Source organism: Terriglobia bacterium (genome assembly GCA_032252755.1).
Lineage (GTDB): Bacteria > Acidobacteriota > Terriglobia > Terriglobales > Acidobacteriaceae > JAVUPY01.
Window position 1 is genome coordinate 1 of sequence record JAVUPY010000064.1, and the last position, 14,428, is coordinate 14,428.

At 58.1% G+C, this 14,428-nt stretch carries 14 protein-coding genes; 12 read left to right on the forward strand and 2 right to left on the reverse strand.

Translation table 11 applies throughout. The features are described 5' to 3' along the window. From ROO76_15025 to ROO76_15080, 12 genes are all read left to right on the forward strand, one after another. Positions 1-681: TrbI/VirB10 family protein (locus ROO76_15025; protein ID MDT8069474.1), on the forward strand; the 681-nt coding region annotated here is incomplete at its 5' end. A 124-nt stretch (positions 682-805) separates the two neighbouring features. After that, entirely contained in the window at positions 806-1,675 is an 870-nt protein-coding gene (locus tag ROO76_15030; GenBank protein MDT8069475.1) for a hypothetical protein, read from the forward strand. A gap of 3 nt (positions 1,676-1,678) precedes the next feature. After that, on the forward strand, positions 1,679-2,500 hold the full coding sequence (locus tag ROO76_15035; GenBank protein ID MDT8069476.1) for a type IV secretion system protein: 822 nt from the start codon (positions 1,679-1,681) through the stop codon (positions 2,498-2,500). A gap of 6 nt (positions 2,501-2,506) precedes the next feature. Continuing rightward, positions 2,507-3,190 (forward strand): VirB8/TrbF family protein, encoded by a 684-nt coding sequence (locus ROO76_15040; protein MDT8069477.1) that lies wholly within the window; start codon positions 2,507-2,509, stop codon positions 3,188-3,190. A 485-nt stretch (positions 3,191-3,675) separates the two neighbouring features. After that, a complete protein-coding gene (locus ROO76_15045) occupies positions 3,676-4,068 on the forward strand; it encodes a single-stranded DNA-binding protein (GenBank protein MDT8069478.1) in 393 nt (130 codons plus the stop codon). A gap of 89 nt (positions 4,069-4,157) precedes the next feature. Further along, a complete protein-coding gene (locus ROO76_15050) occupies positions 4,158-4,454 on the forward strand; it encodes a hypothetical protein (GenBank protein ID MDT8069479.1) in 297 nt (98 codons plus the stop codon). A gap of 16 nt (positions 4,455-4,470) precedes the next feature. Beyond that, positions 4,471-4,827, forward strand: coding sequence for a hypothetical protein (locus tag ROO76_15055; protein ID MDT8069480.1), 357 nt, complete (start codon positions 4,471-4,473; stop codon positions 4,825-4,827). Next, positions 4,828-5,865, forward strand: coding sequence for a hypothetical protein (locus tag ROO76_15060; protein ID MDT8069481.1), 1,038 nt, complete (start codon positions 4,828-4,830; stop codon positions 5,863-5,865). It begins immediately after the preceding gene. Positions 5,866-5,868: 3 nt separating this feature from the next. Next, positions 5,869-6,729 carry a hypothetical protein gene (locus tag ROO76_15065; protein MDT8069482.1) on the forward strand — a complete coding sequence of 287 codons (861 nt, stop codon included), beginning with the start codon at positions 5,869-5,871 and terminating at the stop codon, positions 6,727-6,729. 209 nt (positions 6,730-6,938) lie between these two features. Beyond that, positions 6,939-7,256 (forward strand): hypothetical protein, encoded by a 318-nt coding sequence (locus ROO76_15070; protein MDT8069483.1) that lies wholly within the window; start codon positions 6,939-6,941, stop codon positions 7,254-7,256. A gap of 16 nt (positions 7,257-7,272) precedes the next feature. Then, positions 7,273-9,309 carry a TraM recognition domain-containing protein gene (locus ROO76_15075; protein MDT8069484.1) on the forward strand — a complete coding sequence of 679 codons (2,037 nt, stop codon included), beginning with the start codon at positions 7,273-7,275 and terminating at the stop codon, positions 9,307-9,309. Next, positions 9,306-10,268, forward strand: coding sequence for an ATPase, T2SS/T4P/T4SS family (locus ROO76_15080; GenBank protein ID MDT8069485.1), 963 nt, complete (start codon positions 9,306-9,308; stop codon positions 10,266-10,268). The genes ROO76_15075 and ROO76_15080 overlap by 4 nt, the downstream gene beginning before the upstream one ends. A gap of 369 nt (positions 10,269-10,637) precedes the next feature. Here ROO76_15080 and ROO76_15085 read toward each other — a convergent pair whose 3' ends face one another. Then, complete coding sequence (locus ROO76_15085) at positions 10,638-13,238, reverse strand: S8 family peptidase (protein MDT8069486.1); 2,601 nt, start codon at positions 13,236-13,238, stop codon at positions 10,638-10,640. Then, a complete protein-coding gene (locus ROO76_15090; GenBank protein ID MDT8069487.1) occupies positions 13,231-14,232 on the reverse strand; it encodes an ATP-binding protein in 1,002 nt (333 codons plus the stop codon). The genes ROO76_15085 and ROO76_15090 overlap by 8 nt, the downstream gene beginning before the upstream one ends. Positions 14,233-14,428 lie beyond the last annotated feature (196 nt).

The following is a 14,428-nucleotide window of genomic DNA, read 5'->3' on the forward strand; positions in this document are numbered from 1 at the left end:
CCTGAGAATTTACCGCAGCAGGCTTCTGCTTCGCAAACCGCCGCTGCCGCAGGCAAACGCGCGCCGGAAGTCAACATCGACGCTGCGCATGGCCGCCCCTATGTGATCTTCGAGGGCACCAGCATCGATACGGCCCTGGTCAACCGTCTCGACGGCGAGTTTGCCGGCCCGGTCAAGGTCATGGTGACGAATCCCGTCTACAGCCGGGACCGCCAGCATGTGCTCATCCCCGAAGGGACGTTCATTCTCGGCGATGTTCAGAAGGTCTCCGGCTTTGGGCAGAAGCGTCTTGCCGTCGTCTTCCAGCGGATGATTATGCCGGACGGTTACTCCGTCGATCTCGACCAGTTCCACGGACTCGACCAGGCCGGTGAAACCGGCCTCAAAGATAAGATCAACAACCATTACCTCGAAATCTTCGGCGCAAGCATTGCGCTCGGTGTGATCGCAGGCGCAGCCGAGGCGGCGACGTATGGCAACGGCTACACCCTGAGCGGCCCGTCGATGTACGAACAGGGCGTTGCCTCCAGCCTGTCGCAATCGGGCGCGGACGTACTCGACCGCTTCATCAATATCCCGCCGACCATCACCATCCGTGAGGGCCACCGGATCAAGGTGTACATCACGCAGGACATGCTGCTGCCCGCATACGAGGACCACGACATGCCGGGGGTGATGTGATGCGCGTGGCCATGCTCACGCTTCTCGGCTTGCTTGTGGTTGGCTGCGCCTCCCCCTTGCCGCCAAAGAAACCCTCACCCTACCGCTACACCACCCACGCGCCATTCAACGGAAAGGAGCCGTCATGAAATCACTCAAATCGTTACTTCCCCTCGTCTTTCTCATCTCTGCGCTCGCGCCTCTGGCGCACGCACAGTTCGGCTCGGGCATCGTTTATGACCCCACGCAGAGCGCCCATGCCATCGAGCAGATCGAGCAGGGATCGCAGAGCTTACAAACCGCAGAGCAGATCTATACCACTGCCTACAGGACGATGAACCAGGTCATCGCCGCCTACAACCTTGCCTACCAGATGTCGCGGATGCCGCAGGATCTCGCCGCGCGGTATCGGTCCGACTTTTCCATGTGGACCAGCTTCGCATCCGCATCGGCGCCTGACACCTACGGCAATACCTCCGCATGGATCAACGCGCTCGATCTCGGCAACCCCACGCGCGCCACTTCCGCCTATAACGCTGCCGTCATTCCGTTGCAGAGCTATCCGGACGGTGCACTGTCCTCGCAGGATGCACCCACGCAAACAGCGATCCAGAACCAGTATGCCTCCTCCGAGATCGGGCAGGCGACCTTGACAAATTCGTTGTCCACGCTCGGCACCATCCGCTCCGATTCCCAGACCTTCCAGCAGAAGCTGACGAACCTCGAATCCGACACCTACTCGACCGACCCGACACAGCAAACCTCGAACGCCCTGCTCGGCAAGATCAATTCCGCCACCATGCTGCAGATTCACTCGCAGCAGGACACCAACCAGATCCTCGCAGCCGAGGCCGCGCAGCAGGCGCTCGATGAAAAGGAGCAACTGGACGAGCGCAATCGGCTCATGAACCAGTCGATCTACTTCCAGCAAACCTTTCCCACGCTGATCGAGAGCATGACCTCCGGCGTGAGCGATGCCATCCACTCCGTCTCCCTTTCAACGACAGGACACTGAGCCATGCAGCCAAACCCCTTTACCGCCCTGAACCAGGCGGTCAGTCAACTGATCACTTCGAACAGTGCCACGTTGCAGGCCACGGGACTCAACATCTTCCGCGGCCTGGCCGTGATCCTGATTGCCTGGTTCGGGATCAAGTCCGCCCTGTCCGCCTCGCAGGGGCATGGCGGCGGATTCCATTTCGCCAAATTCGCCGACCTGATTCTGATGATCTCCTTCGGGTTGGGGATGCTGACGTATTACTCCGCACCGATCCCAGGCGTGGGCTACAGCTTCTCGGACCTTGTCACGAAAGAGGCCCAAAACATCTCCAACCAGATCGAGTCCGACCAGACGCAGCAGATCGCCAACACCATCGTCAACGCGGAGGAGCAGCTTGGGGCGCCTCCCGGCAAGTACAGCATCCTCGAAGACCTGACCTACCTTCTGATCGCTGTGATTCTTGCCGCGATGGAGGCCGTAGCCTTCGCCGTCATCGCCTACGGCATGGTCGCTTCAGCGGTCTGCGTACTGATCGGGCCGATGTTCATTCCGTGGTTTATCGTGCCGAAGATGGACTGGCTCTTCTGGGGATGGTTCAAAGCATTCCTAGGCTTCAGCTTCTACCAAGTCGTTGCCGCCGCCTTCATCTTCGTTTTCTCGAAGGTGCTGCTCGGGATGCTGGCCGTCATCGGCCCACTGTCGCTTTCCAATGCCTTCACTATTCTGCCCGCTTTGCTGGTAACGCTGTTTGTTTGCATCTACGGGCTGATCAAAATCCCGGAGCTGACCGCGTCGATTCTCGGAGGTCGTTCCGGTTCCTGGGTAAACCCACTGGGGTAATTCGCCATGACAAAGACGCGAGATCCATTTCCGATCACCGAGGCCGGCCAGAAATTCCTCGAAGCCTATGGGGAGCCGGTCGTGACCAACACGTATTTGAAGGTTGCCATCTTGGTGCTCGCCGTAGTCTCCAGCATCTGTTTGTTCCTTCTTTACCGGGCCCAGACCGCCGCGCTGCAACTCAAGCCGCTGATTATCTCCGTAACCGACTCCGGGCGCGGACAGGTGATGCGCTATGACGACTTCCACTCGATTCCTATCGAGCGCGTCAGCAAGTACTACCTGGCACGCTGGGCCGGACTGTATTACGGACGCAATCACTCGACTCTGCATCGCGATTTCGCCGAGTCGTTGAACTTCTTCTCCAACGACCTGCAGGGTGCGACGCTCTCCCAGGTTCGCAAGTCCAATACGCTCGACTCTTTCCTGCTCGACCCCGGCCAGCCCAATGTGGACATCGAGATCAAGGCCGTGATGCTGGAAGACACGCGGCAAGCCCCGTATCGCGCCCACGTCGAGTTCGAGAAGGTCTTCCACTCCATCGGCGATCAGCAGGAGCAGCGCCGCGAACGCTGGACCGCCAACGTCGTCTACGGCTTCCGGGATGAGGTTCCCAACCAGATGCTGCTCTCGAATCCGCTCGGCCTTGTCATCAGCTATTGCCGCGAGGACCAGGCATTCGACAAATGACGATGGCAGCCGCACTCCAATTCGTACACGAGCTCCTTGCCACGGCATCGGCGTCTCTTCGCACTGGGCTGTCACCTCGGCGGTGTCTTCTTGCGGCTTCAACGACCGACCGAAGTATGGCAGTGCCCCAGCATGTGCGAACTCGGAGCTTGCTTTTCCCTTCTGGACAGGCAAACCAGGACGGACCTGTTGCTGACAGGCGGTCTGGGCCGCTTCCTTCATCAGCACTTGGCCGGAATGTTTCGCATGCAGAGCGCCATTCCTCCAGGTGTTGTCCTGTCACTCTCTCGGCCACCCGCTCGGTGCTCTTCCCGCGCCCGGCGGACTGCGGTTCTTGCATTTTCCGGACTCCTCCCCCGAGACGAGCTCGGGTCCCCACTCCCGAAAATGCGCCCCTTGCCTTGGGAGCGGGGCACACTCCCGTCGCTTCGCGCAAAGGGTATCCCGAGTGAGATTCGGGCCAAACCAATACGGAGGAAAAGACAATGGCACTCTACGAAAACAGCATCCGGCTCAAAGGTTTCATCGGCAAGGACGCCGAGACCAAATCGACCACCAACGGCAACACGTTCACCGTCTTCTCGCTGGCCACCAAGTCCAGCTACAAGGACAAGCAGAGCGGCGAGTGGATCTCGCACACAGAGTGGCACCGTATCGTCTGCTTCGGCAAACCCGCCGAGTTCGCGAAGCCGCTCAAGAAGGGCGACTACGCCGAGATCGAAGGTGAGTTGCGCAGCTCCGAGTACGAAGCCGAAACCGGCAAGGGCACCAAGAGCGCGAAGCGCCGCAGTTGGGAGATTCGCGCCAGCCACGTCCGCAAGCTGGAACGCCCCGCGAATCCCGGTGCCGAATCGACCCCCGAAGGCAATGCCGCCTGAGCGGCTGCGCCTTACACCGGGCGGGGAGTCCCAGACTCCTCGCCTTTGTTTCGATCATTGCCGCCCTCGTCGCAGCGGAAAGGAACACCGTGTTCGCCAACGCCGTCTTCGTCGCCACCCTGATCTTCCTCGCGCTCGGCGTCTGGCTCAGCGGCGAGCTGAAGTTCCTGACTCCGTGGCGCGGCCTCATTGCTCACCACTACCTCCGCGCGATTGCAGCCTATTGCGCGCTCCTGTTCGCCAACATCCTCGGCCTCACTATCTGGATTGAGCGCAAGTTCTTCCTTCGCGACACGGGCCGAAAACTCAAGCACCTCGACCAGGAGATTCACAGTGGGCACAACGAACTCTCAGAAGAAATCACCGCGCAATTCGACGGCGAATGAAAGGAACCGCCCTGATATGGAACAGGAAACACCACGCCCGATACCGTCCGACGATGTGGACCGTCCACAGCACTTGGATTATTCGTTCGATCTGGTGGCTCGTGTACGCGCCGCCCGCGACGCAGCCCAGCGCGAGATGGAAGCCTTCGGCGATGTCTCCGAGTACGAGATCCGCAAAATCTATGGCCAACGAACCGACATTAAATATGACGAGGTGGACAAGAAAGAAGAAGCTCCGACCTCCCCACCGCACAAAGATCGTGAGTCCGTTGCTGACGAACACAACGCGCCTGATGTTCCGAGCGGTGATCCGCGCCAGCACACATTCGACTTCAAAGCTGAAGATGCCCAGCCACGACGCGAGGAGGAGTAAATGCGATTTGATCTGCCTCGGGACTTACCACATGAAGTGCGTCGCAAGCGGGAGCCCGAATCGGCGTCAACACCGCCGCTTGAGCCTTCGCCCATTGAACTCCGCCGCGAGCGCCTAAGTGAGCAGGCCGCGAATCCAGCCCAGCTCAATCTCCCGAGACCGGAGCCACGAGAGCAAACACGCCTCGAACTCCCCCGCTCCCGTCCGCGCGACATCCCGCACGACCAGCGGACCCAACGCGACCGTATCCCGCCGCAGACCATCGGCCTGAGTCTGCGCACCGAAGAAGTCAAGCTGATCGCCGAGGTGGGACGGTTCCGTGTGATCTCGACGCCCGATCTTGCGGAGACGGTTTACGGCAACCGTCCTTCCCGGCTGGAACACGACCTCGCCTTCCTAAAACAGCAGGGGCTGGTCCAGATCGATGCCGTTCAGGCCCGGCGCGACGGGCGTCGTGGGCAAAGCCGACGCATCGAGGTGGTCACGCTCACGCGAGCCGGCAAGGACGTGGCGCGGCAAACATCCGGCCTTCCAGAAGACCAGAAGCTCTACGCGGGGTTGGTGAAGCCGCGCGAGGTCGAGCATGACGCGCAAATCTATCGCGCGTATCGGAAAGAAGCCGATCAGATTGAGAGAGCTGGCGGATCCAACCTTCGCGTCCGGCTCGACTTCGAGTTGAAGGCACAGATTCAGAAAGCCATCTATGCCGAGCGCAAGGCCGACCCCGAACGGGACATGAATGAGATCAAACAGCAGGTCGCCGGGGAGTTCGATCTTCCATTCGTCAACGACGGCATTCAGATTCCTGATGCTCGGATCGAGTACGACCTCGCCCGCGAGGGCGAGCGAGATATGGATCAAGGCTCACAGTCCGGACATACCGACATTGAAGTCCTCACTGCGGCCTATCGACCCGGCCATCTTCGCAACAAAGCGCAAGCAGGATTTCATCTCTACGCTTCGTCCTCGGACCGGGCCACCCTCACGGCCAAAATTGAAGGCGACCATCACCTGCTCGACAACGTTCTGGAGCTATAACCCATGACCGTCGATCCTATCGTCGCACTTGAATCACTCGGTTACACCGAACGCGAAGCATCGTTCCTGTACCTCGTCGCCGTTCATTCCGGCTACTTCCTTCGCCGCCAGTTCGACTACTTCATTGACCGGAACAAAGGCTCGATCGTCATGCGCTTCCTCGAAAAGGCACGCATCGCTGGCCACGTTCAGTTGCTCGACACGGCGCATAGACGGCAGGTGTATCACCTGTTCCATAAGCCCATCTACCGACTGGTCGGCGCTCCGAACTCCCAGAACCGGCGCGTCAAAGGCGATGCCGATGTTCGGGCAAGGCTGATGCGGCTTGACTACATTCTTGAAAACGATCACGAGCACTATCTCGAAAACGACGAAGAGAAACTAGAATACTTCGCGCGGACACGCGGCATTGATGCACAAATCTTCACCACTGGCGACGATGTTCTTCGTCCCGAAATTCAGTCCACGTTGATCTCCCTGATGGATCGGACCCAGCCTGCCACCTCTTTGGTCCGCTTCATCTTTGTCGATGAAGGGCTGCTGACCATCACGAAATTTCAGCGTGTGTTAAGCGCGATGGGTGCGCTGCTGCGGGCTGTCGCGTACTTCGAGTTGATCTATGTCGCAGCTTCCGATCACAACTTCCGGGAGGCGGCGGCATTCTTTCGGAAAGAATTTGTCGTCGGGTCTGAGCGGCCGCAGCAACTGCTCAACCCTGAGTGGAAGAGCATTCCCCGGAATCGCCCGCAATCGGCGCTGCCATTGCGTCCGCACTTCACAACCTTGCTGCTCAGGTTCAGCTATCCCGCCCTGCAAAGGAATGAACCGCATGGTTCCCGGCAAGGTTCGGAGTTAACACGGTGAACCACTTAATACACAAGCAGTTACGGAAAACCCGGGTCAACCGGGGGCGGGAGCGACCCCGCCCTCACGAGCTGCCGCTGACGCTGGTCGCTCCCGCCCCCGGACCGAGTTGCCACGGAGTCAGACCAAAGTCGGTACCTGATCTGGACCGTAGCGGTACCGAACAAGTGCAAACCGAGGCCGTGACTGCGGCCCGAGAGGTGAACGATATGAGCAAGCTGAGGATCGAACACGGCGCCAGCAAGATCAACTGGGTGCTACTGAAAACCAATATCGAAGGGTCCATCTCGCACGACATCGACCTGATGTGCCAATGGTCGGAGAACGACCGCAAGTATGTCGTTAACGAGTTGTTGCGCTTCGGCCTCACACAATCGGAAGAATTCCAGAAATACAAGGCTGCGAACGACGCCAAGATCGCACCGCTCACGAAAGACGCGAAGCCCGCTCCTGTAGCAACCAAGGTCACAACCGATCCCACGTCGAAGCTGGCTGTGCCGGTACCAGGAACGGCCATCCGCCAGTAATCGAAGGAGACACTCAATGCGTATTCCGAAAGCTCTTCAGAAACTCACTCGCGACTTGGTCGAGCACCGCTTACTGATCTCGCTCGGCCTGAGCGCGGCCAGTGGCTTGGTGCTTCGGAGTCTGTTTCCCATCCAACAATCTGATCCGTTGATGCGGCTGATCGCAATCGAACGCCCCATCATCTATCAGGAACTGACCTGGAGCTACGCGATGTTTCTATACAGCACGCCGTTTCTCGTGAGCTCCATCCTGTTTTCGCTGGCCTACGTCCACTTCTATGCACCGGACCTAAACCAGAGTGCTGGCCGTCTTCCGGTCCTTCCTGATCCTCGCACACGGCGCGATCTGTTCCTAGTGGTCGGCGAGATCCATCAGCAGTTGAAGCCGGAACAGTCACCGGCCCCACATTGGCTGGCCTTGCCCGAGCGTGGCCTCTACACCGGGATCGCCGTAGTTGGGGCCATCGGTTCCGGCAAAACTCAGGCATTTATCCTTCCGGCAATGCGGCAGCTCTTCGCCTACCGAGCCAATGATCCCGAGCGCAAACTCTCCGGCATCGTTCTTGAAGTCAAGGGCGATCTTTGCCGGCAACTGAGCGCAATTCTCCGCGAGTGCGGACGGGAACAGGATTACGTCGAGGTTTCGCTCGACGGCGATATGCGCTACAACCCGCTGAACAACGATCTTGACCCCTACGCCCAGGCGTACAACATTGCCTCCATCATCACCTCGATCTGGGGAAGGGGAAAGGAACCCTTCTGGCAGCAGTCGTACACGGACCTTGTCCGGTACGTGATTCTGCTGCATCGCATCCGTGATGGATACGTCACGCTCGTCGATGTCTTCCGCACTGTCATCAGCTCCAACGCGCTGGAGCGGATGTTAATCAAACTCGGGCGCAGTTTCGTTGACGTCCGCTATGTGGGAATCGACAAGGCTGTGTATTTGCGGCACGAGGCGTCATTGCGAAAGTTCGGCTTTGAGCGAAGGGACGATTCGGACGAGTATAGAGCTCGCTGGACCGAGGAACTGGACGCAATTCTGACCCGCGAGACCGGAGCGACCGCAACCTTATATGTACGTCATTGCGGTGATGCTTCGGCACGTGAGCGGTTCAGAAGCGTGGACTACTGGTACTGGGAGCATTGGAAGTTCTTCCGCTCCGAGGTCAAGACGTCGATCATTCAAGGTATCGCCGTTTTCCTGTCGCTGTTCGAAACCGATCCGGATGTGCGGCGCGTCTTCTGCCCGCCGAAGGAAATGTACGAAGGCCAGCGATGCGACAACGATCCGCATGGCCGCGTGTTGGCTCCCTTCGATGAACTGATCGAGTCTGGCAAGGTTGTCGGACTGAACTTCCCCGTGGCCCTCAACCCGGCATTGGCGAAAGTCATCGGCACCATGATGAAGATCGACTATCAGCGCGCCGTGCAACTGCGCATCCCCAAGATGGACGCCGAGCCCGACCGCCATTTTCGCCCGACGGTATTCATCTGTGACGAGTACCAGAACTACGCCACGGTGGGTGGGGACAATCCCACGGGCGACGAACGGTTCCTTTCCATCTCCCGGCAGCCGAAGTGCATTCCCATTGTAGCCACGCAGAGCGTCTCGTCACTGAAGGAGGCCCTGCCGAATGAGGGGGTGAAGACGTTACTCCAGGCATTTCGCACAAAGGTCTTCTTGTCCACTTCCGATCCCGACACAGCGCGTTTCGCATCGGAGATCTGTGGCAAGACCGACCGCACTCGGATCAGCTACTCCGTTTCCGAATCCAGCTCCAACGCCAACGTCGGCTGGCTCAGTGGCCGCACGTCTTCCAATAAAGGATCAGTCTCGGCCTCCAAGCAGTACCAGAAGCACAAAGAGCCGCTGTTTGACGAGCGGGTGTTCTTTGAATTAAAGAATGCGCAGGCCATCATCGCAGCCTTTGACGGCATCAGCCCAAGACCTGCCACCTACTGCTACCTCAAACCCGACTTCCTTCCCATCGACATGACCTGGTTCGAGCAGGAGCGGATCGGCTTCGATCCCCGGAAGGTGCAGCGATGAGCTTTGAGGTGATTCTGCCGTTCCTGAAACCGATCAAGCATCTGCTCGAAGCCGAGACCGTCTCCGAGATCATGATTAATCCAGACTCGACTGTCTGGATCGAAGAAGATGGACAAATTCAAGCCTTGCCGGGGATTCGCTTCGAAGACGGTGCGCTGCTCACCAGCCTCGAGGTCATTGCGAATCGCTATGGCAAGAAGCTCGACGCGGATTCGCCGATCATGAATCTCCGGCTGCCCGACGGCAGCCGGATGGCGGCTTTGATTCCTCCGGTAGTCCATCCCCGGCCTATGATGACCATTCGCAAGTTCACTTCCCGCGGTTTCACTATGTCGGATCTGGTCGATCGCAAAATGCTGACAGAAGATCAGGCTTGCATTCTGGCTCGGGCGGTCCAGCGCGGCGACAATCTTCTCATCTCTGGCGGCACGGGTTCCGGCAAAACTACGCTGCTCAATGTTCTGGCCAATTACATTCCAGAAGTGGATCGGATCCTTATTCTCGAGGATACGGCGGAGCTATATATAGGGAAGCCGCACGTCGTCTCTGCTGAAGCACAACTCGATACCCACAAAAGCCCGATCAGTTTCGCAGACTTGCTCAAGGCCGCGCTCCGTCACCGCCCCGACCGCATCATCGTTGGAGAAATTCGCGGGGCTGAGGCGCGTGTTTTTCTCGACGCCCTCAACACTGGGCATAGAGGATCACTCACCACCATCCACGCCAACGGTTCTGAAGACGGCATCCGCCGACTTGCCCATCTCGCGATGCGCAGCTCTGGGAATATTCGCCTCCGGGATATTGAGGAAGAATGCCGCCGCTCAATTCAAGTTGTGGTACACATCGCGAGGGAGAGCGGTGTCAGGGCTGTACGTGAGGTATTGCAACTTCACACATATAGGGATCATGAGAAAAACTCCAGACAACGCATTCCCACAGACGGCGCTCTCTCTGTTTAAAGGTGATCGGGCGGTCCAGCGTCCCTTTCTGGGTAGAATCCCGTGGATTGGGGCCAAATGGGCCAGTGTTCGCACTGCGAGCAAGACCTCGCTCCTTCAAGTGTCTGCCTGCTTCTGACTTTTAGACGGGATTGTGATGGTTCCGCAATTGGATCGTAAGGCGTCTCTCACACAGTCTTGGCACATCGACCTACACTGTAGAGCAGCGGATCGGATCTTTCGGCTGACAGAAACGCATCACTCGTGTCCTTGACGAGCGCGAGTCTTCTGAGTGGAAGTCGGGTAAGGGGCGAAAAAGATAAATCGCTCTTCCCGTCTTGACGTAGCGGGCCAGAGAAATTTAGCTAGAAAACTCTAACTTCAATAGTGCTATCCGCGAGGCTGGGGCCGAACGCGTAACCGTTGTTGAATCTGGTCGTAGACTGGAATCGGTGTTCCGGCTTGAAGGGTCACGGCAACTGCGTATCGGATCAGTTCGCCTTCAATAAGCCCAGCATCTTCTTTGCACCAGACCTGTAATGTGAGGTGCCCATCATCGATGAATGGGACCGCTGCGGCGCCCTCGAATCGTTCGTGGAATACGCTGCCGCGCTTCACGGATTGGTCAGCTGGTTGACTGCTCCAGCGTTCCACGCCAAGCACCACAAGCGGCTTTTGCACCGGCGCTGCCTCTAGTCGGACGCATCGGTAACTCTGGTGGCCAGCCCTGATGGGTGAAAACCATGCAACCGTAACCGTCAGCGACCGTGGATCAGTTACCCGTTCGAGACAGGCTGGCAAGGGAATACGGTAACGGTACGCGCTGTCCGGTGGCAGGGTGCCAAAGCCAGCAAGGGTCGCTCTGTTTTCAGAACACTCGATCACTTCGGCAATAGTCGGCACGCCAAAACCGATAAATCGGCAGGCATTTTCCGCTCTTTCAACGTGCCTCCTTTTATCCTCCGGCCCGCATATTTCTTTGAGTAGCTCATCGTTCCCGTTCCACCTGGCGCTATGCAGGAGGAGACACTTTACGAGCACAGCATAAAACTCCGGCTCGATGTCCGCGAGCATTGAACCGCCTTCCCGATCCATCAGCGCATCGAAAATTTGGTGAGCAGCCCGCGTGCCAAGAGCAGTAGCTGAACTCGTCCCGTCGCTAAGTGCTGTATAGTCCAGTCGACCTTGGCCCGAAGGGTCAGGTGCGGCGGCCTTCAATCCGTAGAGGCGTTGCGGAGCACCGACTGAGACTTCAAGGCCGTTGCCGGTCCTTTTCATTCGGACGAACTCGCGTCCTCCGGGCAAGTAGATGTCCGGCTTGATCATCCTACGGTACCCCAATCCTAGGCCAGAGCTGATATTCGGGAGGGCGTTGTCCTGAAAAGGATCAACGGCATTTTGTCCCCCCTGACGCTGAATAAGATCGTCATGGTGCTGGGCGCCAATTGTGACGGCATTCAGTGATTCTGCGGGGGATAATATGGTTCGCTCATGCTTGGCAGCGTTCAGTGCCTTGAGGACCGCACGTTCTCTTGCTTCGGGCTGAGCCTGCGTAAATGGTGTCCAGTCTTGGAAGTCCGGTATCGCCAGGGGAGTTTGGACGTTTCCGCCGCTCACTAAAAAAAGAATGTTGTAACGATCTGAGAGGAAGTCGAGCAATCGGGCCAGAGGGCTGACCATTCTCGTGAACGGACGGCGGACATCTCCCAATGAAAGATTGACGAGAAATACTGAAGGCGCCGCTGCTTCCTGGCCTTCAGACCCCTTGATGCGCACGATGGCACGATAAACCGTGTCGATAACCAGCCGTTCCTTGTCCGTGTGCTCGTAACCATTTTCGTCGGTGATCAGCACGGGCCGCACGTATAAAGGACGTTGCATCGGCACACCAGCGGCGTTTCGATCTCCGTGGAGAATGAGCGACGCCATAGCCGTGCCATGGAGACGATGCCTGACGATAGCGCGATTTTGCAGATCATCGGGGTCGTCGAGGATGAGGCGACCGTCCAGCAATGAGTGCGCCTGCACCGGAACACCGTCGAGGAGAGCTGCTATTGGTTGCGCCGCTGCCGCCTGCGCCACTTGAGGATTGGCTGCCCCGTCAGCGGCGGCCTCAATCTCCATTGGTGCTGCGAGGGTACTTTGGGGCCGGAGAAACATCACATCATCGGCGAGCGCAAGGTTAACAGCGCCATGATCGACAAGATTTTGAACTTCGGCTGCAGGAATATCGACCAAAGCGCCGTGATAGGCGATCTCGGGAATGATAGCTTCGTGAACAACCCGCCCGTTCGCCGCTGCCACTATGTTTGCGAGCGTCTGTGAGGCAGTTCGGCGGCGGGCTTCAGTATTTCGAAACCATAGTTCGACCTCAGTACGGACTGGTTGATTAGGGTTGCGAGCCGTCTCTTCGCGCCAATATGAGACCGTCTCTTCTGGAATGCGATCCTGCGCGCTCCAAGGCCGGAGATCACGAAGCTGCAGGAAGAGGTGAGCGAAGGGAGCATAGCCGGTACCGAGCTTGCGGCCCGCGACCCAGCGCTCCCAAAGCCTCACAAGCTCATTCAAGGCCTGGGTGTCAGGCATCGCTAAATAGAAGCGTCCAGAGACGCTCTTGTCGGTGCGATCCTGTCCCTCTTTTCCTTTGCGACCGTCGACGACGGCGAAGTTCTCATCTGGGGTAAAATCCGTCTCGTACTCCGCCATGAACTCCAGTCCGTCAATGCGGGCAAGAGCTTTCAGAAAGTTATCGATCGTGCCGGCGATTTCAAAAACGATAACGCGATCAGGCGCAAGGCTGGTGGGATCGTTTCGCAGCTCAATTGGTCCGGACTGTCTGCCGAGAACGTTGCGCAGCCTGGTGAACACGGGACCGAATTGATTTGTCTGCCTGTCCCTCGACGGGAATCGCAGATTACTCCCGCCGCCGCCGCCCTTTGGGGGATCGACCCTAAGAGGCGTCGGCAGGACCAGCAGCGGACGCTCAGGCATTACGGCTCCTCTGTCGTGGTAGCAGCGTCCTTCGCGCCTGAGACTTCCAGATTTTCAGTTGCTCAGCGACGATAATCTTCAAACTCGTTTGTCCCATCGCGAGTATTTGTCGCCGCCGCATATCGAGACAGAACTCTTCAGCCTCCGCATAGCTTATGAGGCCGAGTGTTTTCGCAATTATGCTGGGAGAATAATTGAGCGGTTCTCCGAACTTTTCGGCAAAGCTGCCGATATATGCGGCAAGTGCCTTTTGCGTTGGCAACGGGAGATCCAGGCGCAACTGAAAGCGCCGCCAGGCCGCTCGATCGAGCAATTCGGGGTGGTTTGTAGCGGCAGCAACGATTGTGTAGCTGGGCAGTTCGTCAATCTGCATAAGGAGTGATGTGACAACGCGCTTGATTTCACCAGTTTCATGGGTGTCGCCTCGCTCTTTGCCGATGGCATCAAACTCGTCAAAGAACAAAACGCATGGTGTTGTGCGGGCGTAATCGAAAATTCGCTTTAACCGAGCCGCCGTTTCTCCCAGGTAGCTGCCGATCATGGCTTCGTAGCGAACCACAAAAAGCGGAACCGCGACAGACTCAGCAATCGCCTCAGCGAGCGTCGTCTTGCCGGTGCCCGGCTCGCCAACGAGCAGCACGCGGTGTCGGGGTTCCAGGCTATGTGCCCGCAACACGTCGGCGCGCTGCTGTTCCTCGATTAGCTCTCCGATGGCTTGCCGCGTTGCGCTTGGCAGAATCAGTTCTTCCATGCGCCGTTGAGGCGTGATCTCGGAGATGAAATCCCTCCCGCGATTGGCCGTGTCCACCACCGCCGAGAGTGCGTGAATCCCGTTGCCGTTAACCTGGATCGCTTTCGTGAGGCGATCAGCTAGAACACTGTGGCGCTTGGCACGCTCCTCGGCGATTATGGCTTCAGCAGTGGTGCGAAATACGCGCGCATCACCGCTAGTTCCAGCCTTGACTAGAGAGACGAGGAGATCACTTCGTGCCATGTGAACCTCCGGCGCTGCCCTTCCGCAATTTTTCGATTGCGGCCTCAAGCAACCAGTTGTTCCGAGACAGAGGGACGTCTCTTTGATCCAGATCTTGGTCTATCTGCTTGACTAGATTTTCAGGCAAACGGATGGTAACCGGCACCCTCGTTAAGATTTGCCGCCGCTTGGATGAGCCATTGTTCTCTCGACGGTT